The sequence below is a fragment of the Acinetobacter sp. Ac8 genome, assembly GCF_055392545.1.
Genome location: NZ_AP043689.1, coordinates 39124 through 63689, shown reverse-complemented (window position 1 = coordinate 63689; position 24566 = coordinate 39124). Strand labels below are relative to the sequence as shown.

Annotated in this window: 12 protein-coding genes and 1 pseudogene; 5 read left to right on the top strand and 8 right to left on the bottom strand. The window is 40.0% G+C overall.

The genetic code is table 11. The features are described from left to right. Positions 1–11 precede the first annotated feature (11 nt). The 3 genes from ileS to ACZ5QH_RS00205 are packed head-to-tail and all read left to right on the top strand — an operon-like array spanning position 12 to position 3862. Entirely contained in the window at positions 12–2852 is a 2841-nt protein-coding gene (ileS, locus tag ACZ5QH_RS00215) for an isoleucine--tRNA ligase (protein ID WP_034614654.1), read from the top strand. Then, positions 2845–3384 carry a signal peptidase II gene (lspA, locus tag ACZ5QH_RS00210; RefSeq protein WP_004718873.1) on the top strand — a complete coding sequence of 180 codons (540 nt, stop codon included), beginning with the start codon at positions 2845–2847 and terminating at the stop codon, positions 3382–3384. The genes ileS and lspA overlap by 8 nt, the downstream gene beginning before the upstream one ends. Further along, a complete protein-coding gene (locus ACZ5QH_RS00205; protein WP_004818226.1) occupies positions 3377–3862 on the top strand; it encodes an FKBP-type peptidyl-prolyl cis-trans isomerase in 486 nt (161 codons plus the stop codon). The genes lspA and ACZ5QH_RS00205 overlap by 8 nt, the downstream gene beginning before the upstream one ends. Positions 3863–3934: 72 nt before the next feature. Here the strand turns inward: ACZ5QH_RS00205 and ACZ5QH_RS00200 are convergent, their stop codons facing one another. Further along, positions 3935–4624 carry an aspartate/glutamate racemase family protein gene (locus ACZ5QH_RS00200; protein WP_303576996.1) on the bottom strand — a complete coding sequence of 230 codons (690 nt, stop codon included), beginning with the start codon at positions 4622–4624 and terminating at the stop codon, positions 3935–3937. Between the two features lie 320 nt (positions 4625–4944). Between ACZ5QH_RS00200 and ACZ5QH_RS00195 the strand changes: the two genes are divergently transcribed. Then, on the top strand, positions 4945–5850 hold the full coding sequence (locus ACZ5QH_RS00195) for a LysR family transcriptional regulator (RefSeq protein WP_262084758.1): 906 nt from the start codon (positions 4945–4947) through the stop codon (positions 5848–5850). Positions 5851–6282: 432 nt separating this feature from the next. Here ACZ5QH_RS00195 and ACZ5QH_RS00190 read toward each other — a convergent pair whose 3' ends face one another. Next, complete coding sequence (locus tag ACZ5QH_RS00190; RefSeq protein WP_004818219.1) at positions 6283–7026, bottom strand: sulfite exporter TauE/SafE family protein; 744 nt, start codon at positions 7024–7026, stop codon at positions 6283–6285. A gap of 208 nt (positions 7027–7234) precedes the next feature. Between ACZ5QH_RS00190 and ACZ5QH_RS00185 the strand changes: the two genes are divergently transcribed. Continuing rightward, entirely contained in the window at positions 7235–8632 is a 1398-nt protein-coding gene (locus ACZ5QH_RS00185; RefSeq protein WP_303576997.1) for a glutamine synthetase family protein, read from the top strand. A 568-nt stretch (positions 8633–9200) separates the two neighbouring features. Here the strand turns inward: ACZ5QH_RS00185 and ACZ5QH_RS00180 are convergent. The 6 genes and pseudogenes from ACZ5QH_RS00180 to ACZ5QH_RS00155 all read right to left on the bottom strand — a co-directional run. After that, the gene (locus tag ACZ5QH_RS00180; protein ID WP_004818217.1) at positions 9201–9578 is read right to left on the bottom strand and encodes a surface-adhesin E family protein; all 378 of its coding nucleotides are present in this window, start codon (positions 9576–9578) and stop codon (positions 9201–9203) included. A 52-nt stretch (positions 9579–9630) separates the two neighbouring features. Next, a complete protein-coding gene (locus tag ACZ5QH_RS00175; RefSeq protein ID WP_016539541.1) occupies positions 9631–9921 on the bottom strand; it encodes a chorismate mutase in 291 nt (96 codons plus the stop codon). Further along, positions 9914–11254 (bottom strand): hypothetical protein, encoded by a 1341-nt coding sequence (locus ACZ5QH_RS00170; protein WP_303576998.1) that lies wholly within the window; start codon positions 11252–11254, stop codon positions 9914–9916. The genes ACZ5QH_RS00175 and ACZ5QH_RS00170 overlap by 8 nt, the downstream gene beginning before the upstream one ends. A gap of 248 nt (positions 11255–11502) precedes the next feature. Continuing rightward, positions 11503–13332: a dihydroxy-acid dehydratase gene (gene ilvD, locus ACZ5QH_RS00165; RefSeq protein ID WP_004718884.1), complete on the bottom strand. Its 1830-nt coding sequence runs from the start codon at positions 13330–13332 to the stop codon at positions 11503–11505. 585 nt (positions 13333–13917) lie between these two features. Then, the gene (tpgA, locus tag ACZ5QH_RS00160; RefSeq protein WP_303576999.1) at positions 13918–14712 is read right to left on the bottom strand and encodes a trimeric autotransporter adhesin/peptidogylcan-associated protein TpgA; all 795 of its coding nucleotides are present in this window, start codon (positions 14710–14712) and stop codon (positions 13918–13920) included. A gap of 63 nt (positions 14713–14775) precedes the next feature. Next, positions 14776–24561 (bottom strand): annotated as a pseudogene (locus tag ACZ5QH_RS00155) (YadA-like family protein); the annotation flags it as partial. Positions 24562–24566: the final 5 nt, after the last annotated feature.

Sequence of the window (24566 nt, the reverse complement as noted above, 5' to 3'; positions counted from 1 at the left end):
TGACAACTTGCATGAGCGATAAGCAAACTTCTGAAAATGCAGTGGATTATAAAGCCACGCTAAACCTACCAGGTACTGAATTTGCAATGAAAGCAAATCTCGCAGTACGTGAAGCAAAATGGTTAGAAGAGTGGTATGCCGACAACATTTATCAGCAGATTCGTGCTTCGCGTATTGGCAAGAAAAAATATATTCTGCATGACGGTCCTCCATATGCAAATGGTTCATTGCATTTAGGTCATGTCGTCAATAAAGTTTTAAAAGACATTATTGTTAAAAGTCGCACTTTAGATGATTTTGACGCACCTTATGTTCCAGGTTGGGACTGTCATGGTCTACCAATCGAACTCAAAGTCGAAGAAAAAATCGGTAAAGTTGGCGTAAAAGTTGACGCATCGACTTTCCGTAAAGCCTGCCGTGAATATGCATATACTCAAGTCGAATTACAGAAAAAAGACTTTGTTCGTATGGGCGTGTTTGGAGACTGGGATAATCCATATCTCACCATGAACTTCAAACAAGAAGCAGATATTGTTCGCGCGCTCGGTGAAATTGCCAAAGCAGGTCATATCGAACCCGGTCTAAAACCTGTGAACTGGTGTATGGATTGTGGATCATCACTTGCTGAAGCAGAAGTGGAATATGAAGATAAAAAATCTGATGCAATTGATGTGGGTTTCGGTGTTGTAGATCTTGCTGATTTGTCTGCAAAAGTGGGTGTCAACGTTAACAATCCAACAGATATCGTGATTTGGACAACGACACCTTGGACATTACCTGCGAACCAAGCGGTTGCCTTACATGCGGATATTGCCTATCAACTGGTGGAAGTTCAGTCTGAGCGTGGCACACAAAACTTAATCTTAGCCAAAGATTTAGTTGAATCTGCATGTGAACGTTACAAACTTGAACAACCAAAAGTATTGGCTGACTTTGTCGGTGCGACGCTCGAAAACTTACAATTACAACATCCATTGATTGTAGATCGCCAAGTGCCTGTGATTTTAGGTGAACATGTCATTGCAACCAGTGGTACAGGTGCTGTGCACACTGCACCTGGACATGGTGTGGACGATTATAAAGTTGGCTTAATCTATAACTTAAAAGTAGAAAACCCTGTAAGTGGTAATGGTGTATATTTACCGACTGCACCTCTTTTTGCAGGCGAGCACATTTATAAAGCCAATCCAAAAATTATTGAAGCATTAACAGATGCTGGCAAACTCTGGGCGCATCTGCCAATTAAGCACAGTTATCCGCATTGCTGGCGTCATAAAACACCAATCATTTTCCGTGCAACCCCACAGTGGTTTATCAGCATGGATGCGAATGGGTTACGCCAAGATGCTTTAAATGCAATTGAAAACGACATCGACTTTGTCCCTGATTGGGGTAAAAACCGTATCAAGTCAATGATTGAAGGTCGCCCAGACTGGTGTATCTCTCGTCAACGGACTTGGGGTGTGCCGATTCCATTCTTTGTACATAAAGATACCAATGAATTGCACCCTCGTACCGCAGAGCTCATTGAAGATGTGGCGAAGCTCATCGAAAAAGAAGGCATTGATGGTTGGTATAACCGTGAAGCCAAAGCATTTATCGGTGATGATGCTGAACAGTACAATGCTGTTCGTGACACGCTCGATGTATGGTTTGACTCAGGTACAACGCACTATGCAGTATTGCGTGAACGTGCAGAACTGCAAGATCCAGCTGATTTATATCTTGAAGGTTCTGACCAACATCGTGGCTGGTTCCAGTCTTCATTGCTCACGTCGATTGCGATCCATAAACGCGCACCTTATAAAGCCCTGCTTACACATGGTTTTACCGTGGATGAAAAAGGTCGTAAATTATCGAAATCATTGGGTAACTTTATCCCACTTGAAGATATCATCAAGCAGTTAGGTGCTGATGGTTTACGTTTATATGTTGCATCAAGCGATTATCGTTATGAAATTGCCGCAAGTAACGAAATCTTTAGCCGTGTAAGTGACAGCTATCGTCGTATTCGTAATACTTTACGTTTCTTATTGGCAAACTTGAACGGCTTTAAACCATCAACAGATGCGTTACCTGTAGACCAATTGATTGCATTGGATCAATACATCTTACAACGTGCAGCAGACGTACAGAAAACCATTCAACAAGCTTATGAAGATATGAACTTCCATGTCGTCACCAATGCTTTGACCAGTTTCTGTATCAATGATTTGGGTGGTTTCTACTTAGACATCATCAAAGACCGCCAATACACGACTAAAGCAGACTCAACAGCACGTCATTCTGCTCAAACTGCGTTGTATCATTTGGTTCAAGCCTTTGTTCGTTGGATGAGCCCTATCTTGAGCTTTACAGCACAAGAAGCGTGGCCATTGATTCCAGAACAAACTGAAAAATATGTATTTACAGCTCATTGGTATGATATTCCAGTGGCATCAAGCACCAACTTGATCTCTGAAGCGGATTGGCAAACCTTAATTGAAGTCAAATCTGCGGTTAATAAACAGATTGAGACAGCGCGTAATGCTAAATTGGTTGGTAGTAACCTGTCTGCTAAAGTTGAACTTTGGGCAAATACAGACCTACAAAACGTCTTGAAGCAATTGGGCGATGAGCTTCGTTTTGTCTTGATCACCTCTCAAGCGATTGTTTATGACTATGCTGAGCAAGGTGAAGCAACAGAACTTGAAGGCCTACGTGTTAAAGTTTCTGCTGCTGAAGGCGAAAAATGTGCACGTTGCTGGCATGTTCTTCCAGATGTGAATACACATCATGCACATCCAGGGCTTTGTTCTCGTTGTATTATTAACCTTCCTACAGGTCAAGGCGAAGAGAGAAAATATGCCTAATCCGCAAAATAAAAAGGGCTTATTACAGTTTTATCCACATAATTTGATGTGGCTTGGACTTTCTGTCCTTGCCATTATCATTGACCAATGGACAAAAAACATTGCAAGTGCAGAGCTGACTTATGCTCAGCCTGTACCTGTATTGCCCTTCTTAAATTGGACATTACTGCATAATTACGGCGCAGCATTTAGCTTCTTGTCTGATGCGGGCGGTTGGCAGCATTATTTATTCACAGGTCTTGCAGGCGTTGTATCGATCATCTTTATTTTTTGGCTTATGCGTATGCCAAAAACCACGCTGATCTTACCTGCTGCAATCGCATTGATTCTTGGCGGTGCATTGGGGAATTTAATTGATCGGGTGACATTAGGTTATGTGGTCGATTTTATTCATTTGCATTACCAAGGCAGTAGTTTCCCTGCATTCAACATTGCCGATAGTGCGATCACTCTCGGTACGATTTTATTGTTAATTGATACCTTCTTTTTAGAAAAGCATCGTATTCAACGTGCGGAAGCGCAAAATGACTGAACAAATGATTAACCCCAATGACGAAACGCGTGTTGCGGATGGCTCAAAAGTAGAACTGCATTTTTCTGTTGCCATCGAAAGTGGTGTTGAAATTGATAACACACGTAGCCGTGAAGAGCCTGTAAGCTTAGTGATCGGGGATGGCAGTTTATTGCCAGGTTTTGAAAAAGCCTTATTTGGTCTTCGTGCAGGTGACCGTCGTACTGTTAGCCTTCCACCAGAAGATGCTTTCGGTCCGTGGAATTCTGAAAATGTGCAAAAATTCGATACAGTAAAATTCGAACAACGTCCTGTTGAAGGCCACATGATTGAGTTTGAAGACAAAGCCAAACAAAGTCTATTTGGCGTGGTTAAAACTGTCGGTGAAGATATCACTGAAGTGGATTTCAACCACCCACTCGCAGGTAAAAATATCACGTTTGAAGTGGAAATCTTCAAAGTTACCCCTGCGGGTCAACAAGGTGTGAAAATTATGTAAGCCTTTGCTTATATAATATTTAAAGCTCCTTCGGGAGCTTTTTTATTGATACAAATACCCACTTCAAAAAGGTCAAGACAAAGCAAAATCCACAGCAGCTTGCACATGGATCGACGTTGTATCAAACAGCGGAACAGAAAACTGAGTATCTCCAATGAGCATACAAATTTCTGTACATCCCAAAATAATGCCTTCAGCACCCTCTAATATTAGCTGCTCAACAATATGGATGTATTTCTGACGAGATTCTTCCTTGATCACACCTAAACACAATTCATCATAAATAATATTGTGAACCATCTGTCGATACGCTTGGTTAGGCACCAGTACATTGATGCCTTGTTGTTCTAACCGATGCTTATAGAAGTCTTGTTCCATGGTAAATTGAGTACCTAACAAACCGACTTTGCCAATATTCTGATTTAAAACTTCTTTTGCTGTTGCATCAGCGATATGAATAAATGGAACTGAGACCGAGCTTTCAATAGCAGAAGCAACTTTATGCATGGTATTGGTACACAGTAAGATCCCTTCTGCCCCTGCTTTCTCCAACTGAATTGCCTTCTCTGTTAAATACAGTGCTGCATCGTCCCATAAGCCTTGACGCTGTAATATTTCTATCTCAGCGAAATCAACACTGATTAAAACAATTTTTGCAGAGTGTAATTTTCCTAATTTTTGTTGAATGCTTTTATTCAGCTGCTGATAGTACAAGTCTGTAGATTCCCAACTCATTCCACCTAATAAACCAATCGTTTTCACTTTTTTGCTCGCTTAGAATTTTCATCTTTTCTAGGGTGTTTTGATATTTCATCAATGGTTTGCGTTTTAGACTCAAATTGAGCAAGTCAGGCATATGATCAATATCAATCAAGTTACTTTTGTTTCAAGCCTATATATTTTCCAATACAATCGCTTAAAATATCCTGTGACTACCGTACGATATCGTCGTGATCAAGCCTTCATTCATAGTTTCAATTTAAACCTCGTCCTACTCACCGCTGAAACAATCTACACGATATCGCATATTTGTATGATTATTCAGCTATACTTTGATCTCATTTCAGCTCTTTATGATTCGCATGCGCCTAGACTTCTTCGATTTGCAACTGTTTATCAATATCGTGGACACAGGAAGCCTCACCAAAGGCGCAGAACGCTCGTCGATTTCACTACAGGCAGCCAGTGAACGTATTAAAAAACTCGAACAACAATATGCCACAAGCCTTTTTACCCGGCATGCCTCTGGGGTCAAACTCACAATTGCAGGTCAAACTTTTGCAGAACAGGCTTTACGTCTAATACAACAAAGTAAACAGCTTGAACAAGCGATGTCACCCTTCGCAAAAGGTCTAAGCACACAGATGACTTTGTGGTGTAATTCATCTGCACAAAGTGAATATCTGCCCTTATTACTTCCTCAGTATTTAGTTGAAAACCCACATATTCAGATTGATCTACAGGAAGCTGAAAGTAATGAAATTATTCAGACCCTTGAAAAAGGCAATGCAAAACTCGGCTTAATTTCGAGCTTTTTTAATGCACATCAATTACAGACTTTAACCTTTTCAGATGATCCGTTAGTGCTGATTTGTCCTTCAAATCATGAATTAAGCCAGCGAACACAACTTAGACTGGTCGATACACTGAACTATGCCTTTGTGGGTTTAATGCAATATCACTCTTTACAGCAGTCGATTGAAAACCAAGCCAAATTGCTCAATTGTGCAATTCAGTATCGTTTAAGATTGCCAAATTTTGCTGCGATCGCTCAAGTGGTTGCAAGTGGTGTCGGCATTGCCATTATGCCCAAACGGGCAGCAATGCGACTCAATCAACTCTATGCATTTGATCAAATTGAACTGGTCGGTGAATGGGCAAAACGTCAACTACAATTGGCTGCTCAAAATTTTGATGAACTTCCAACAGCATATCAACACTTTGCCCAATTCTTAATTTCACAAAAATCGAAACTGATTTTAGTTTAAATAATCTGAATTCGATATAAAATTCTTGATGAAATATGATACTCGGAAACGTCATCCGCAACTGTCTGAGGCAGGACCTCATGCATAAAGTATTGTTTCTGCGATTCATTGAATACGTCGCTGGTGGTTGACGAGTTTTGCGGATGACAATGGTTTTGCCTACTTTTGTCGAAACAAAAGTAGGGCGAGCCGCAGGCTGATCCTGAAATTGAATGACAGTTCAGTAAGACTCCGTCAAGATCATTGTTTTTCAATATATTAAAGATATCTTTAAATCAAACTCACGTTAAATACTTAATTAAGCACCACGCTGATATTGATTTTTAAAATTAACTAAATTGCTATCATCTGCTTTGATTTTTTCAGTTTACCCAATAGGGTCATAGCTTCACATGTGCGGACAGAGCCATTACACGACTATTTGTCCTCAGACTAGATCACACCAAATTGATGCAATACCGAATATAAGCCAAAAATCACCAAGCCACAGAAGAAAACTTTACGAAATTTTTGCTCTGGAATACGGTAACGAATTTTTGTTCCCACCCACATTCCTATTAACGCAGGTACTAAGGCAATAAGAGATAACTGATAATCAATTGGTGTATCTTCAACAGGGTTTTGATGTAAAAAAACGGCAAGGCACAGTGTTGAAACGGTAAAAGCTAAACCTAGAGATTGAACCAAATCATCACGCTTTAACTGCAAAGATTGTAAATAAGGGACCACAGGAATCACCACCACTCCCGTGGCAACAGTTAAAGCACCGCCTAAATATCCAATGATTGGGGAAAGCCATTTTTCATGCGGTGCAAGATTTGGCATACGTTTGGAAAATAAACCATAGAGTCCATACAATGCCAGCATTCCCCCCAGTAATGCTTCACTATGAAAACCACCACTAGAGTGGCCTAAAGTGGGAAAAATACTCCAAATTGAACCGATAATAATCCCCAACAATAAGGGATAAAAACGGCGAACCAACCGCCATACATGACCTTCAGCAAACAATTGCCAAAAGTTGGTCACCATAGATGGAATGATCAATAAAGTTGCGGCTTGGAATGGGCTAATCACAAGGCTTAAAAGTCCCATTGAAACGGCAGGTAAGCCGAGACCAATTGTGCCTTTAATCATGCCTGCAATTGCAAATACACCAATTACAAATCCCATCATGTCGTTTTACCTCAATATTCTGAGGCAATGCTACGCCAAAGCTTTGCTTTGAAATATCACTGTTTTTAGGATAGAGCCTCAAGCAATGATTGAGGCTTAATGTTGAATGTTTTGGTTAAGCGTCTAAGAAAAGAATTTACGATCATTTTACGTTACTCAAGTAAGCAAGCTTTCTATAATTTTTTTACCTCATTTGGATCTATTCACAATGAATATGTCGCTTGCCAGTTCTACAAAAATATTCCCCACAGCACTGATCTTAGAAAATCAGGACATGCATGATTTCAACAAAGAAATTCAACAATATTTAGAAGATTATCCAGAGACCCAGTTTATTGATATCTGCTTACATGATCTCAATGGTCATCTTCGTGGTAAGCGTATTGAAGTAAATGCCCTCCACCAATTGCAGAAAGGCTGTTATTTTCCGTTGTCTATTTATGCGATGAGCTTGGATGGTCAAGTGGTTGAAGAAAGTGGGTTGGGAAAATATATTGGTGAACCCGATCGCTTATGTATGCCCGTCTTGGGCAGTCTAAAGCCTTGTGCAGTTCAACCCAATCAGCATGCCCAGCTGCTATTAACCATGAAATCCGATGATGGTTCAGATTGTGTGATTGAGCCTCGCAATATATTAAAAAGAATTTTATTGACACTGCATCAGATGCACTATTTTCCAATGATGGCCGGTGAAATCGAGTTTTATTTGTCTAAAAATACCCAAGATGCCCCGTTTTCTCCCCAATCTGATCCGCTTTCTACCCAATGTTTCGATGTCGATACTCCGCATAATTTTCAAACTGTCATTCAACAAATTGAATTAGAAGCAAAACGACAAGATATTGATTTAACAGGTGTTGTAGCTGAAAGTGCTTCTGGACAATTTGAATTGAATATTCAGCACAGTGACAACATTTTAAAACTGTGTGATGACATCATGAGTATTAAACGAATGATTCGTCAAATTGCGATGCAACATGGTTTAAAAGCCAGTTTTATGGCGAAACCAAATATGGCTAAAGCAGGCAGTGGCATGCACTTTCATATGAGCATACGCAACCAATGGCAAGACAATCTTTTTAAAATAGATCAGTTAAAAAATCCAAACCCCATCATGCACAAAGTGATTGCAGGTTTACTTGACTTAATGCCCGCATCCATGGCTATTTTAGCACCCAATATTAACGCATTTCGCAGATTCCAACTTGGCAATCATGTTCCACTCGAAGCCAATTGGGGCTTCAATAATCGCAATGTTGCCATTCGCATCCCCTGTTCAGATCAGGACAATCAACGCTTGGAATATCGTGTTGCGGGTGCAGACGTCAACCCTTATTTGTGTGTTGCAACCATTCTGACAGGTGTGCTGCATGGCTTACATGCAGCACTGGATTTACCTCAATCAATCCAACAAGTAAAAGTGATCAACTCACAGCATTTCTTACCCTCTCATCAGCTTGAAGCACTGCAATTATTTGAAAAACATACAGTCTTTAAACAATATTTTGGTTCAGATTTTATCCAATTATGGTGTGCATGTAAAAAATTTGAATATCAATCTGTCATCAATAAAATCACAAATGCAGAATTGGAATGGGGCATATAAAGGGCTAATTCAAGAATGAAAATGCCTAAATCAAAATATAGTCAACTTGTCAAAAACGCATACACAAGAATATAATTTCTCTTAATTGATATCTTTAATTAAATCAATTATATGGGAAAATAAATTGTTTGATTATAAAAAACGTTCATTACCACATTTTGCTTTGAAAGTTTGAATAAGTTTGTGTAGGCGATGCCTAACTTTTCAGAGATGAAAAGTAACAAAAATCTTCTGTTGGATGAGAGGTACGTCCTGTACCTCCATCCAACGGCGACATCCATGTCGCCCCACGATAGGATAACCATCTATGATTCAAAAGTACAAAAAACGAATTGATAACCAATAGTTTCTAAGAGTTGATACAAGAACATAAGTTCATTTATGATCAATGACTTGATGCAAATCATTTATATGAATAATTAGGTGGTTTGGCTATAGTATGATGATCATAAATTAACAATGATCAATAAAAAATCCCTTTTATATAAAAGGGATTTTAAGCAGCTTAGACTGAATTACCTTAAAGCTGATTATGCTTTCAGTATTGAAATAAATAACAATTTAGAAACTATTTACACACGACTTTAAAAAATGCCAGATTAATTTCATCATCATCGATATTACTTGGATCTGAATCTTGCGGATCGCTATTGATCAATTGACCATTTTTTTTATAATCTTCAACCAAAGTGATATTTGTCGTACGATCAGCACATTGGTCTAAATTATGAGAAAGTGTATAGTCACCTTTTTTCATATCCAGTTCTTCACTGTCTGCATCAGCAACAAACTTAGCCCAATAATTTACCGTTTTGTCTTTTTTCACAATACGATCGGTATCTAGATAAAAACTACCATCCTCATCTTTGACAATAAATTTCCAATTTTCTGCAAGTGCGTACTGACTCAACATTGTTGTGATGCAGATTAGAATAATTTTTTTCATACCGTTCTCTAAAATAAATATTTTTATGGGCAAAATTAAAATCACATTACCGTTATGGACGGATTTCTTTTAATTCTCTTTGGATAAAATGCTGAATCATTTCCCGATAGAGCATTTCCACCAAATCAGGGTTGGTGCCAACATCTATGGCTTTCTGACGTACTTTATTAATCACTTGTTGTACACGCTCTGGAGACTGTACGTCATCTACATTACGTTTAAATCGGACAGCTTGATCAACATAAAATTGGCGGGTTGCAATCAACTCAATCAGTTCCTGATCCAACTGATCGATTCGATCACGTACTTGTTCTAATGATTCACATTTCTCTTTTTTAATCATCTGTTTTTTCTGCATCCTGTGCTTCTATATGATGTTGAGCGCGTTCCAACTCATTCTCGGCTTTATACTTCTGTTCTAACACATTACTAAAAATACTTTCAATCATCCAAACCCGATATAGGCTATTAAAAACGTAACGCTTTCCTTCAATGCGCAATTCTAAAACAGGAAAATCAGGCTGATGTTTCTCTGCACATTGCTGATCATTGGCTGTTAATAAAGCTTCAACATCTGTATCTGTTAGATTTTCAATCCCTAAATCATGTTGCATTTGCTGTAAATGCGGCTTGAATGATAAATCACGCCCCTTGGTCCAAACCGCCTGTAAAATGTCATACATCACATCTACACGTTGCTCTTCTGCTACGCTGTAATAAAGCTTTGCCATATTTAAGGTGCTTTCGGCAGTCGGACGACAGAACGGGGTAAATTTCACTTCTGAACGCTTGGAAAGACGGGTCGCCAAACTCCAGTCAAAAAAGTCCCGACCGTGATAACTCAGCGGAAATAGGTTCAACTGAATATTATAATAATTTGCGAGTTCTTCTTTGATATATGCCAATAATAACCAACTGATCGGGTCTTCTAAGGCAATATATAAATCAAGTTCAGGATGCATGGCCTGAATTTCAGCAAGCTCTTCTGCATCACTCATCAAATGCTCACGCCATTCAATGTGATTGATCAGAAAAATAGGGTTATCAATCAATAATTTTTGTTGTTTTAAACGACGAGTTAACCGTAATAAATCATCCACTGCATGATATTTACGTCCACCAAATTCAAAATAGCTTTCTAAAATTGGACTTTGACCAAACACACGTTCTGGAAAATTCTGTGGTTTTTGATGCTGACTGGCCATCACGAATAAAGTACGCAATTTGCCATACTGCTGCTGCCACAGCATATGAAATACATCTTCGAGTAAATAAAGAAAATTTTGACCGGTTAGCGGTGTATTTCTAAGAATTGTTTCCGCTTGTTGTAATGCTTCTTGAGTCGGTTGTTCTGGTTTTTCATCATCATAACTAAAGCGATGTTGATTGGCTAAGATTTTGGCGTCTTCTAAACTATAATTGCGCCATTCTTCTATGGTCATGCCATTGGGGGGTTCTGCTGCGGTATTGGAAATAATCACTTTAAGTGGCTTTAAATCATCACTTAAAAGATCTTCCAATTGGGTCAGTTGCTGTACAGCAAGATAGCTATAAACATCATCTAAACGCAGATAAATACTCAGTCCCTGTTCCGTAGATAACACCTCTTGACGAATCGGCTTTTGGTAAAACCAACTCGATCGGATTGGATCAAACCAACGGCGTAACAGTGACATGCGTAGAGCCTCGAAATAAGCACTGAAAAATAAAAGAAAATCTGATTGAAACTCGCTCAAGCATACCATTCATTCACGGGTGATGCTGAGAAAATTAATTCTAACCAGTCATAACAAAACTTATAACAATTTGAATCTGAATGATCAATATCCCAAAACTCGATAAAATTTAAATCGTTAGGTCAATGCAATAAAAAGCACCCAATCCATGAGTGCTTTTATTTTGTTTGGGAATCTTATTTTAACGCTTAGATTTCACGCACCGCACCTTTCGACGCACTGGTGGTATGCATAGCATAAGCTTTTAATGCTTTTGAAACCTTACGTGGACGTTCTTCAGCTGGCTGCCAACCTTTTTCGTCTTGAACTTTACGGCGTGCAGCTAAGGTTGCATCATCAACAGCGAGATGAATTGTACGATTTGGAATATCGATTTCAATCAAATCACCATCTTCAACCAATCCAATAACACCGCCCTCAGCAGCTTCTGGCGATACGTGACCAATGGAAAGACCTGAAGAACCACCAGAGAAACGACCATCTGTAAGTAAAGCACATTCTTTACCTAAGCCTTTCGATTTTAGATAGCTGGTTGGGTAAAGCATTTCTTGCATACCCGGACCACCGCGTGGACCTTCATAACGGATGACAACCACATCACCAGCTTTGATTTCATGACCAAGAATTGAATCTACAGCAGCGTCTTGGCTTTCAAAGACACGAGCCGTACCATTAAATTTCAGGATCGAATCATCTACACCCGCAGTTTTTACAATACAACCATCTACAGCGATGTTTCCGTACAGTACAGCCAAACCACCGTCTTTAGAAAATGCATGTTCAGCATTACGGATCACACCTTTTTCACGGTTACCATCTAAAGTTTGATAATAACGGTTTTGTGAAAATGCTGTTTGAGTCGGAACACCGCCTGGTGCTGAACGGAAGAACTCGTAAACCTCTGGATCTTCGGTACGAATAATATCCCATTTATCTAAGGCATCTTTCAACGTATTTTCATGTACGGTATAGACTGATGTATCCAATAGGCCAGCACGATCCAATTCACCTAGAATTGACATGATACCGCCTGCACGATGGACATCTTCCATATGGACATCTTGTTTTGCAGGGGCAACTTTACACAACACAGGCACTTTACGTGATAAACGATCAATATCGTCCATGGTAAAATCAACACCTGCTTCATGTGCCGCAGCCAATAAATGCAATACGGTATTGGTTGAACCACCCATTGCAATATCTAGCGTCATCGCATTTTCATAAGACGCTTTGGTCGCAATTGAACGCGGTAATATGGTGTAGTCATCTTGTTCATAATGACGTTTTGCCAACTTAACAATCAATTGACCAGCTTTTTCAAATAATTTTTGACGATTTGCATGGGTTGCTAAAGTTGAACCATTACCCGGTAAAGATAAACCAAGAGCTTCTGTCAAACAGTTCATTGAGTTGGCTGTAAACATACCTGAACATGAACCACAAGTTGGGCAAGCTGAACGCTCGTATTGTTTTACTTCTTCATCGGTAAAACTATCGTCAGCGGCAACCACCATTGCATCAACGAGATCAATCGCATGTTCTGTACCACGGATTTTAACTTTACCCGCTTCCATTGGACCGCCAGAAACAAATACCACAGGAATGTTCAGACGCATTGCCGCCATTAACATCCCTGGTGTGATTTTGTCGCAGTTAGAAATACATACCATGGCATCTGCACAATGCGCATTGACCATGTATTCAACAGAATCAGCAATCAAATCACGCGAAGGCAATGAATACAGCATGCCATCATGCCCCATTGCAATACCATCATCGACTGCAATCGTATTGAATTCTTTTGCCACACCACCCGCTGCTTGAATCTGTTCAGCAACCAGCTGACCTAAGTCTTTTAAATGCACATGACCAGGGACAAACTGAGTAAATGAGTTGACTACCGCAATAATCGGTTTACCAAAATCTTCATCTTTCATTCCTGTTGCACGCCATAAGCCACGTGCACCAGCCATATTTCTTCCATGTGTCGATGTTTTTGAACGATAGTCAGGCATTTGTATTTCCAACATTGTTTGAGCTTGAAATGAATATCAATTCACTCTGGCTAAATAAAACTGATGATATAGCAATAAATCAGTCGAAATATGAACACATCATACTATAACTTAGCATATAACCAATGATCTTGAGCATGATCTTTTTTTAAACAAGACGTGTCTATTGATATTCCAACAAGCTTTATAGATAAATAAAACATTAGAATTTAATATAACGCTATCGTGTTGGATAAAACACAAAACTTCTATGAATAATTTTTTATTTTTTAATAAAAAATATTTATCATTTAACAAAATTCACTAAATTTTATTTTATAAAAGGCATCAAAAAGAAGCCCGTTCATTCATTTTGCACAGATTATTTCTGTTTAATCAAAATGTTTTGTTGCTGATGTTTCTGCTCGGTTAACTTGGCAATCAATATTATTTGGTGATGTATGATTTATTCAAAATAAACCAGAACAGTAAATAATTTAAAACGCCCGATAAATTTCATCGGGCGTTGGTATGCAATAAGGTTCAATCTATTTGAAGAATAAACACCTTCTTTTAAACTGAAGGTATTTGATTATGCATTCAGTTTTACCAAGTGATGTTTACTCGGCGATTAGGTGCTAAACACTCAACCAATTGAATTTTTTTGTTCATTCCATTGCATTTCTGATACACATCCGTTTTATTTTCTGCTGAAAATTGAATTTGCTCAGCAGGAATACCCTGTTGTTTCAATAAATCTACAACGGTATTGGCTCTCGCCGCTGATAAACGTTGGTTATACGGAAATGAACCTAAACGGTCAGTATAACCAGCAACAAAAATCTTGCTATTCCCATCAGTTTGCTTAATTTGATCAGCAATTTTGCTAATCACTTCAGGATTTTTTACCCCATTTTTATCTGAATGATCAAAATAGAATAAAACACTGGCTGATTGGCCTGTAGCGGATAGAGCCGTTTGTTCTGTCGCGGATTGGTTATTGATGCCCCAAGCCATCAGACCTTGGCATTGTTCACCTTTCCAATATAGATTTTCTGAACGGTAGTGCTTATCAAAGTCTATGCGTAACTGGCAACGTTTATATTGATTGGAACTCGGCTCTCGAACATCCAATACGTAGTTCCAAGTTTTAACAGCAAAAAGGCCTTCAGAAAATTGTGGATTCCCCAAAACATGGCGAATCTGATCTTTGCTTAAACCTTTATCTAAACGTGCCACGTCATCATATTCATAACGATTCACTTGCTTTAAATAACTGTCTTTTACTTCAGGGAAATGAATTTCTTGGATATTTGATGTTTCAACTTCAGCAGCATGACTCAATGACATCACAAGACCACTGAATACACTGAACATAATTTTTTTGTTAAATGCTTTCATTTTTTCTCTCTTAAAAATTAGTGAAGAAAAAGGAAGACCGTTCGATCTTCCTTGTCTCGTGATTTAGTCAATTACACCACTGATACCGATACGAACACTTGGGTCGCCTTGAGATGCTGCTGCAACACCACCTGTAATCGACCAACGTCCATTATCTGCAGTTTTACGTAGCGTCACACCTACCGCATTCTCACCACCATGGTATGCCGCACCTGCAGCATAGGTATATTTACCAGGAATATATGGTGCTGATTCAAGTGCCATTGCTGCTGCAATACCCGCATTGGCTTTTTTCTCTACATCATCAATCCGGTTATTGGTAATACGGAAAGCGTTGTCTAACTTGTTGCTGACATTGTCAATTTTGCTATTCAATGCTTGATCCGCTTGGTTCAATGCATCGATTGCACCACCGACATTGTTATACTTAGAGTCACCTACATTGTAAGTTGGTGCAGTGAAGCTACCCGTAATGTTGTCATAACCAGCACCACCACCAAGATAATTCACAACTGCTTGGTTGGTTGTATTCAATTGGCTACCGTTGACTGCATCTTTTGATGTTGCATTGACTGCGCCATCTTTAACACCTGTCACAACACGGTTACCGTCTGTACCCGCCACACTCACACTTGTACCACCAGTATCTTTCGCAACTGTAACTGTTGCGTCTTTACCTGCTTGTTGAACTAAGCCGACAGTACCATTGTTAATATCATTTTTGATATTGCTGATATCCGTTGAGTTTTGATCAACTTGTTGCTGAACATTCCACAATTGACCGCCATTTACAGCATCTTTAGAACCTTGAGTGACTGCACCATCTTTTACATTGCTAATGGTTGTACCATTTGTACCACCACCAAGTGTGATCTTATCTTTTGATGCATCGTCATATTTAACAGCATTATTAGCAAGCTCATTGACATTGTTATTCACAGTGCCAATTGCACTATCTAACTGCCCTTTATTGACTGCATCTGTAGCATTTACAGCATTTGCCACGTTGGTAATTGTTTTATTACCCGCATTAATACCTGCCACCGTTACACTTGGTCCACCGGCAATGGTTAATCCTGTGTTGTTTATCACAACCGCATTATTACCAATTGAGATTCCAGCATTATTGAGAACCGTATCACCTGCTTTCACAGAATCAACTGTTAAATCTTTTGCTGTTGATACTTCATAGTTGTCTGAACCATCAGCATTTTTGCTCTTATTCACAACAATATTCTGACCATTAGAAACAGTCGTTTTAGATGTTGTTGCCGCAGAGCCAATGGCTTTATCCAATGCTGTTAAAGCATCACCAACATTCGACTGATTACCTTGTGCAACATTATAAGTTGGCCCAGTAATGGTACCATCAGCATTGACCTTCGCATTACCGCCCAAACCATTTACAAGTGCGTTTTGAGTGGTAACAACTTGGTTACCAACAGCTTTTAACTGCGCTACGTTTACAGCATCAGCATCTGCGCTACCCGCTGCAACACCTGTAATTTGACGATAAATACCGCTTGCCGCATCACCAACTGCTACTGCACCAGTTGTTGATGTTGTATTGCTAATCGCTGTTTTGTCTGCACTTGTTGCAGCTGACAGCGCATAACCTGCAACACCAGCACCAGTTGTCGCCGCTGAGCCATTGCCTAACACAACTGAACCAGCAACTGTTTTGGTCACATTGTTTCCAAGTACAAACGTATCATCTGTAAGCACTTGGTTATTATTACCTACAGAATAACTGTTCGCACCATCCACAATGGTCGGGTCACCAATCGCACCAGAATGGTTGCCTTTCACTTTATTGCCCGTACCAATACTGATTGATTGTGTACCTAATGCCTCAGCACCTTGACCAATAGCAATGGATTGTTTGCCCTCAGCTTTTGTATTGTGACCTAATGCAACAGCACTATCTGCACCCGTTGCCACAATTGCATTTACACCAATCGCTGTAGAGTTTAAACCACCTGCACTTGAGTCATTGGTTGTACCTAAATCACCTTTCGACATATCTGCATTGGTATGGAAGAACTTAATACCATCGGTATTCATCTTCTGTACTGTTTGGCCAATCGTCAGACGATCTGTGGTTTCTTGACCTTGCTTATCATAAGTTAAGAACAATGAATCTTGGTTCTTATTGTCAGGTTTCGTATTTACAACTTGATCAATAATATTCACTTTGTTGCCATTACCATCTACAACTTCAGTGATGTTTTTCGTGACAGCTTGCTTCAATTGCTCTTCAGTCGCTGCTCTACCTTTAGTCGCAAAATCACTTGCTCTTAAGTCAGTATTACTTAAGCCTTCGATTGTATTGCTGGCTTTATTTACAACAACATTACCTACATTCACTTTGTCGAAGTTTACATCTTTCGCTGTTGCAACTTGATAGTTACTTGAACCATCTGCATTGGTACCAGCAGTCACTACAACATTGTCTCCTGCCGTAACTGTGGTCTTCGCTTTGGTTGCTGAATCTTTAATGCTGTTGATTGCACCATCAATTGTGTTTGAACCCGTGCCACCAATGTTGCTTGTCGTAATGATGCCAGTCGTTGCATCTCTCGTGGTCAAACCGCCAATTGCATTTTTCAGACTATTACCAACATCATACAATTGACTACCGTTGATCGCATCAGTTGATGTTGCGTTAATAGCGCCTGCTTTAACATTGGTGATTGTTGTTCCACCTGTACCTGCAAGGGTTACGCTATCGTAGTTTGCACTACCATCAGCATTCTTGTCGTACTTCACTGCAAACTTATCAGTTTCACCTTGCGATGCATTAAGAGTATTGATCGCTTTGTTAATGCTGGTTTCTGTGTTGCCACTACCGTCTTTCACTGTCAACGCTGTGTTATCTACACCTGCAATAGTATTGCCTGAACCATCTTTAACCGAGATGCCATCTTTACCGATCACTGTAGAACCATTTGTACCATTGGTGCCATCGTTCACTGTAATGCCAGTTAAGTTATTGAGGTTTTTATTTAACTCAATCGCAACTTGACCATTTGCAACCTTCGTAGTGATGTTGCTATCTGCACCAACAACTTCAACCGCTTCGCCTAGGTTCTTCTGAACTTTAGCGCCATCTGCTGCTTGTAATGCAAAGCCTTTACTGGTCGCTGCATTAGTCGCGTCAACAACTGCATTGTTCAAATCACCAGCGTTAACACCTTTGCTCGCATTGGCCTCTTTAGTGTAGTCACCCGCACTCGCAACATTGTTTAAGCTTGTACCACCTGTTGTGGTGATCTTGCCTGTCGTTGCATCTTTAGTACTACTTAAAGCACTACCTGCTAATGTGATGTTGTTATAGTTTGCACTGCCATCAGCATTCTTGTCGTACTTCACTGCAAACTTATCAGTTTCACCTTGCGATGCATTCAGGGTATTGATCGCTTTGTTAATGCTGGTTTCTGTGTTGCCACTACCATCTTTAACTGTCAACGCTGTGTTATCTACACCTACAATCGTATTGCCTGAACCATCTTTAACCGAGATACCATCTTTACCGATCACTGTAGAACCATTTGTACCATTGGTGCCATCGTTCACTGTAATGCCAGTTAAGTTATTGAGGTTTTTATTTAACTCAATCGCAACTTGACCATTTGCAACCTTCGTAGTGATGTTGCTATCTGCACCAACAACTTCAACCGCTTCGCCTAGGTTCTTCTGAACTTTAGCGCCATCTGCTGCTTGTAATGCAAAGCCTTTACTGGTCGCTGCATTAGTCGCGTCAACAACTGCATTGTTCAAATCACCAGCGTTAACACCTTTGCTCGCATTGGCCTCTTTAGTGTAATCACCCGCACTCGCAACATTGTTTAAGCTTGTACCACCTGTTGTGGTGATCTTGCCTGTCGTTGCATCTTTAGTACTACTTAAAGCACTACCTGCTAATGTGATGTTGTTATAGTTTGCACTGCCATCAGCATTCTTGTCGTACTTCACTGCAAACTTATCAGTTTCACCTTGCGATGCATTCAGGGTATTGATCGCTTTGTTAATGCTGGTTTCTGTGTTGCCACTACCATCTTTAACTGTCAACGCTGTGTTATCTACACCTACAATCGTATTGCCTGAACCATCTTTAACCGAGATACCATCTTTACCGATCACTGTAGAACCATTTGTACCATTGGTGCCATCGTTCACTGTAATGCCAGTTAAGTTATTGAGGTTTTTATTTAACTCAATCGCAACTTGACCATTTGCAACCTTCGTAGTGATGTTGCTATCTGCACCAACAACTTCAACCGCTTCGCCTAGGTTCTTCTGAACTTTAGCGCCATCTGCTGCTTGTAATGCAAAGCCTTTACTGGTCGCTGCATTAGTCGCGTCAACAACTGCATTGTTCAAATCACCAGCGTTAACACCTTTGCTCGCATTGGCCTCTTTAGTGTAATCACCCGCACTCGCAACATTGTTTAAGCTTGTACCACCTGTTGTGGTGATCTTGCCTGTCGTTGCATCTTTAGTACTACTTGAAGCACTACCTGCTAATGTGATGTTGTTATAGTTTGCACTGCCATCAGCATTCTTGTCGTACTTCACTGCAAACTTATCAGTTTCACCTTGCGATGCATTAAGAGTATTGATCGCTTTGTTAATGCTAGTTTCTGTGTTGCCACTACCATCTTTCACTGTCAACGCTGTGTTATCTACACCTGCAATAGTATTGCCTGAGCCATCTTTAACCGAGATGCCATCTTTACCGATCACTGTAGAACCATTTGTACCATTGATTCCATCGTTCACTGTAATGCTGGTTAAGTTCAAATCTTTACTTAAAGCAAACGCGACATTGTTACCTGTCTTGGTTGCGGTAAGGTTAGTATCCGCTGGCGTAGCTACACCAATATCAACCGTGTCACCTGCTTTAATTGCACCACTATTCTTACCGTTAGTTTGTAAGTTAAAACCACCTTTTAAGGTGCTGATATCAGATGTATTTGTTGCGATATTCGACGTATTGGTTGCAATGTCTTTGCTATTCTGAGCTACATTCTGGTTTGTCGTATAAAGCTGACTACCATTGATTGCATCTGTTGAGTTTGCAGAAACATCACCCGCTTTAACATTTGTTAGTGTTGTACCTGCAGCACCACCGCCTAAAGTCACTTTATCTTTAGTTGTTGCGTTGTCGTATTTCACTGCCGAATTATCTGTTGCTGTTTGTTGTCCCGCCAAAGCATCTAATTGACCTTTGTTTACAACATCTTTCGTATCAGTTCCTGCTTCTACACCACTGATCTTGTTGGTTGTTTTATCTATAACAACATTGCCAACAGTCACTTTATCTGCGGTTACACCAGCAGTGTTAATCACTGTATTACCTGTAGTAACGCTGGTTAAGTTCAAGTCTTTGCTTAAAGCAAACGCAACATTATTACCTGTCTTGGTTGCGGTAAGGTTAGTATCTGCTGGCGTAGCTACACCAATATCAACCGTATCACCTGCTTTGATCGCACCACTATTCTTACCGTTGGTTTGTAAGTTAAAGCCACCTTTTAAGGTCGTGATGTCAGATGTATTGGTCGCAATATTTGATGTATTCGTTGCGATATTCGACGTATTGGTTGCAATGTCTTTGCTATTCTGAGCTACATTCTGGTTTGTCGTATAAAGCTGACTACCATTGATTGCATCTGTTGAGTTTGCAGAAACATCACCCGCTTTAACATTTGTCAGCGTTGTACCTGTAGCGCCACCGCCTAAAGTCACTTTATCTTTAGTTGTGGCGTTGTCGTATTTCACTGCCGAATTATCTGTTGCTGTTTGTTGTCCCGCCAAAGCATCTAATTGACCTTTGTTTACAACATCTTTCGTATCAGTTCCTGCTTCTACACCACTGATCTTGTTGGTTGTTTTATCTATAACAACATTGCCAACAGTCACTTTATCTGCGGTTACACCAGCAGTGTTAATCACTGTATTACCTGTAGTAACGCTGGTTAAGTTCAAGTCTTTGCTTAAAGCAAACGCAACATTGTTACCTGTCTTGGTTGCGGTAAGGTTAGTATCTGCTGGCGTAGCTACACCAATATCAACCGTATCACCTGCTTTAATCGCACCACTATTCTTACCGTTGGTTTGTAAGTTAAAACCACCTTTTAAGGTCGTGATGTCAGATGTATTGGTCGCAATATTTGATGTATTCGTTGCGATATTCGACGTATTGGTTGCAATGTCTTTGCTATTCTGAGCTACATTCTGGTTTGTCGTATAAAGCTGACTACCATTGATTGCATCTGTTGAGTTTGCAGAAACATCACCCGCTTTAACATTTGTTAGCGTTGTACCTGTAGCGCCACCGCCTAAAGTCACTTTATCTTTAGTTGTGGCGTTATCGTATTTCACTGCCGAATTATCTGTTGCTGTTTGTTGTCCCGCCAAAGCATCTAATTGACCTTTGTTTACAACATCTTTCGTATCAGTTCCTGCTTCTACACCACTGATCTTGTTGGTTGTTTTATCTATAACAACATTGCCAACAGTCACTTTATCCGCTGTTATACCAGCAGTGTTAATCACTGTATTACCTGTAGTAACGCTGGTTAAGTTCAAGTCTTTGCTTAAAGCAAACGCAACATTATTACCTGTCTTGGTTGCGGTAAGGTTGGTATCCGCTGGCGTAGCTACACCAATATCAACCGTGTCACCTGCTTTAATCGCACCACTATTCTTACCGTTGGTTTGTAAGTTAAAACCACCTTTTAAGGTCGTGATGTCAGATGTATTGGTCGCAATATTTGATGTATTCGTTGCGATATTCGACGTATTGGTTGCAATGTCTTTGCTATTCTGAGCTACATTCTGGTTTGTCGTATAAAGCTGACTACCATTGATTGCATCTGTTGAGTTTGCAGAAACATCACCCGCTTTAACATTTGTTAGCGTTGTACCTGCCGCGCCACCGCCTAAAGTCACTTTATCTTTAGTTGTGGCGTTGTCGTATTTCACTGCCGAATTATCTGTTGCTGTTTGTTGTCCCGCCAAAGCATCTAATTGACCTTTGTTTACAACATCTTTCGTATCAGTTCCTGCTTCTACACCACTGATCTTGTTGGTTGTTTTATCTATAACAACATTGCCAACAGTCACTTTATCTGCGGTTACACCAGCATTGTTAATCACGGTATTACCTGTGGTAACGCTGGTTAAGTTCAAGTCTTTGCTTAAAGCAAACGCAACATTATTACCTGTCTTGGTTGCGGTAAGGTTGGTATCCGCTGGCGTAGCTACACCAATATCAACCGTGTCACCTGCTTTAATCGCACCACTATTCTTACCGTTGGTTTGTAAATTAAAGCCACCTTTTAAGGTGCTGATATCAGATGTATTGGTTGCGATATTCGACGTATTGGTCGTGATTTGATTACCTTGATTAGTGACAGTGGTATTTAACGTACTAATGTCTGATGTGTTTTTCGCAACATTTTGATTAGTCGTAAATAATTGACCACCATTCACAGCATCTGTTGATCCTGCTGCACTGATATCACCTGCCGCTACATTGGTAATCTTTTTGCCACCCGCATTGATCCCAGTCGTTTTATCAACCACCACAGTACCAACTGTCACTTTATCCGCGGTTATACCAGCAGTGTTAATCACTGTATTACCTGTAGTAACGCTGGTTAAGTTCAAGTCTTTGCTTAAAGCAAACGCAACATTGTTACCTGTCTTGGTTGCGGTCAGGTTGGTATCCGCTGGCGTAGCTACACCAATATCAACCGTATCACCTGCTTTGATCGCACCACTATTCTTACCGTTAGTTTGTAAGTTAAAACCACCTTTTAATGTACTGATATCAGACGTATTGGTCGTAATTTGATTACCTTGATTGGTAACAGTGGTATTTAACGTACTAATGTCTGATGTGTTTTTCGCAACATTTTGATTAGTCGTAAATAATTGACCACCATTCACAGCATCTGTTGATCCTGCTGTACTGATATCACCGGCTGCAACGTTGGTAATCTTTTTACCACCCGCATTGATTCCAGCCGTTTTATCAACCACCACAGTACCAACAGTCAATTTATCCGCTGTTACACCAGCGTTGTTAATCACGGTATTACCTGTAGTAACGCTGGTTAAGTTCAAATCTTTGCTTAAAGCAAACGCAACATTATTACCTGTCTTAGTCGCTGTAAGGTTGGTATCTGCTGGTGTAGCTACACCAATATCAACCGTGTCACCCGCTTTAATCGCACCACTATTCTTACCGTTGGTTTGTAAATTAAAGCCACCTTTTAAGGTGCTGATATCAGATGTATTGGTTGCGATATTCGACGTATTGGTCGTGATTTGATTACCTTGATTCGTAACAGTTGTCGTCAAATTACTTACGTTTTGATTCGTCGTAAATAATTGACCACCATTCACAGCATCTGTTGATGCTGCTGTACTGATATCACCTGCTGCTACATTGGTAATCTTTTTACCACCCGCATTGATTCCAGCCGTTTTATCAACCACCACAGTACCAACAGTCAATTTATCCGCTGTTACACCAGCGTTGTTAATCACGGTATTACCTGTAGTAACGCTGGTTAAGTTCAAATCTTTGCTTAAAGCAAACGCAACATTATTACCTGTCTTAGTCGCTGTAAGGTTGGTATCTGCTGGCGTAGCTACACCAATATCAACCGTGTCACCCGCTTTAATCGCACCACTGTTCTTACCATTACTTTGTAGGTTAAAACCACCTTTTAAGGTGCTGATATCATTACCTTGGTTGGTAACAGTTGTCGTCAAATTACTTACATTTTGATTAGTCGTAAATAATTGACCACCATTCACAGCATCTGTTGATCCTGCTGTACTGATATCACCTGCCGCTACATTGGTAATCTTTTTACCACCCGCATTGATCCCAGTCGTTTTATCAACCACCACAGTACCAACAGTCACTTTATCCGCTGTTATACCAGCAGTGTTAATCACTGTATTACCTGTAGTAACGCTGGTTAAGTTCAAGTCTTTGCTTAAAGCAAACGCAACATTATTACCTGTCTTGGTTGCGGTAAGGTTGGTATCCGCTGGCGTAGCTACACCAATATCAACCGTGTCACCTGCTTTAATCGCACCACTATTCTTACCGTTGGTTTGTAAATTAAAGCCACCTTTTAAGGTGCTGATATCAGATGTATTGGTTGCGATATTCGACGTATTGGTCGTGATTTGATTACCTTGATTAGTGACAGTGGTATTTAACGTACTAATGTCTGATGTGTTTTTCGCAACATTTTGATTAGTCGTAAATAATTGACCACCATTCACAGCATCTGTTGATCCTGCTGCACTGATATCACCTGCCGCTACATTGGTAATCTTTTTGCCACCCGCATTGATCCCAGTCGTTTTATCAACCACCACAGTACCAACTGTCACTTTATCCGCGGTTATACCAGCAGTGTTAATCACTGTATTACCTGTAGTAACGCTGGTTAAGTTCAAGTCTTTGCTTAAAGCAAACGCAACATTGTTACCTGTCTTGGTTGCGGTCAGGTTGGTATCCGCTGGCGTAGCTACACCAATATCAACCGTATCACCTGCTTTGATCGCACCACTATTCTTACCGTTAGTTTGTAAGTTAAAACCACCTTTTAATGTACTGATATCAGACGTATTGGTCGTAATTTGATTACCTTGATTGGTAACAGTGGTATTTAACGTACTAATGTCTGATGTGTTTTTCGCAACATTTTGATTAGTCGTAAATAATTGACCACCATTCACAGCATCTGTTGATCCTGCTGTACTGATATCACCGGCTGCAACGTTGGTAATCTTTTTACCACCCGCATTGATTCCAGCCGTTT

Excerpts from the sequence above, each read along its gene's own strand:
- ileS (WP_034614654.1), top strand. The coding sequence starts at position 12 with ATGAGCGATAAGCAAACTTCTGAAAATGCAGTGGATTATAAAGCCACG.
- lspA (WP_004718873.1), top strand. The coding sequence starts at position 2,845 with ATGCCTAATCCGCAAAATAAAAAGGGCTTATTACAGTTTTATCCACAT.
- ACZ5QH_RS00205 (WP_004818226.1), top strand. The coding sequence starts at position 3,377 with ATGACTGAACAAATGATTAACCCCAATGACGAAACGCGTGTTGCGGAT.
- ACZ5QH_RS00195 (WP_262084758.1), top strand. The coding sequence starts at position 4,945 with ATGCGCCTAGACTTCTTCGATTTGCAACTGTTTATCAATATCGTGGAC.
- ACZ5QH_RS00190 (WP_004818219.1), bottom strand. The coding sequence starts at position 7,026 with ATGATGGGATTTGTAATTGGTGTATTTGCAATTGCAGGCATGATTAAA.
- ACZ5QH_RS00185 (WP_303576997.1), top strand. The coding sequence starts at position 7,235 with ATGAATATGTCGCTTGCCAGTTCTACAAAAATATTCCCCACAGCACTG.
- ACZ5QH_RS00180 (WP_004818217.1), bottom strand. The coding sequence starts at position 9,578 with ATGAAAAAAATTATTCTAATCTGCATCACAACAATGTTGAGTCAGTAC.
- ACZ5QH_RS00175 (WP_016539541.1), bottom strand. The coding sequence starts at position 9,921 with ATGATTAAAAAAGAGAAATGTGAATCATTAGAACAAGTACGTGATCGA.
- ACZ5QH_RS00170 (WP_303576998.1), bottom strand. The coding sequence starts at position 11,254 with ATGTCACTGTTACGCCGTTGGTTTGATCCAATCCGATCGAGTTGGTTT.
- ilvD (WP_004718884.1), bottom strand. The coding sequence starts at position 13,332 with ATGCCTGACTATCGTTCAAAAACATCGACACATGGAAGAAATATGGCT.
- tpgA (WP_303576999.1), bottom strand. The coding sequence starts at position 14,712 with ATGAAAGCATTTAACAAAAAAATTATGTTCAGTGTATTCAGTGGTCTT.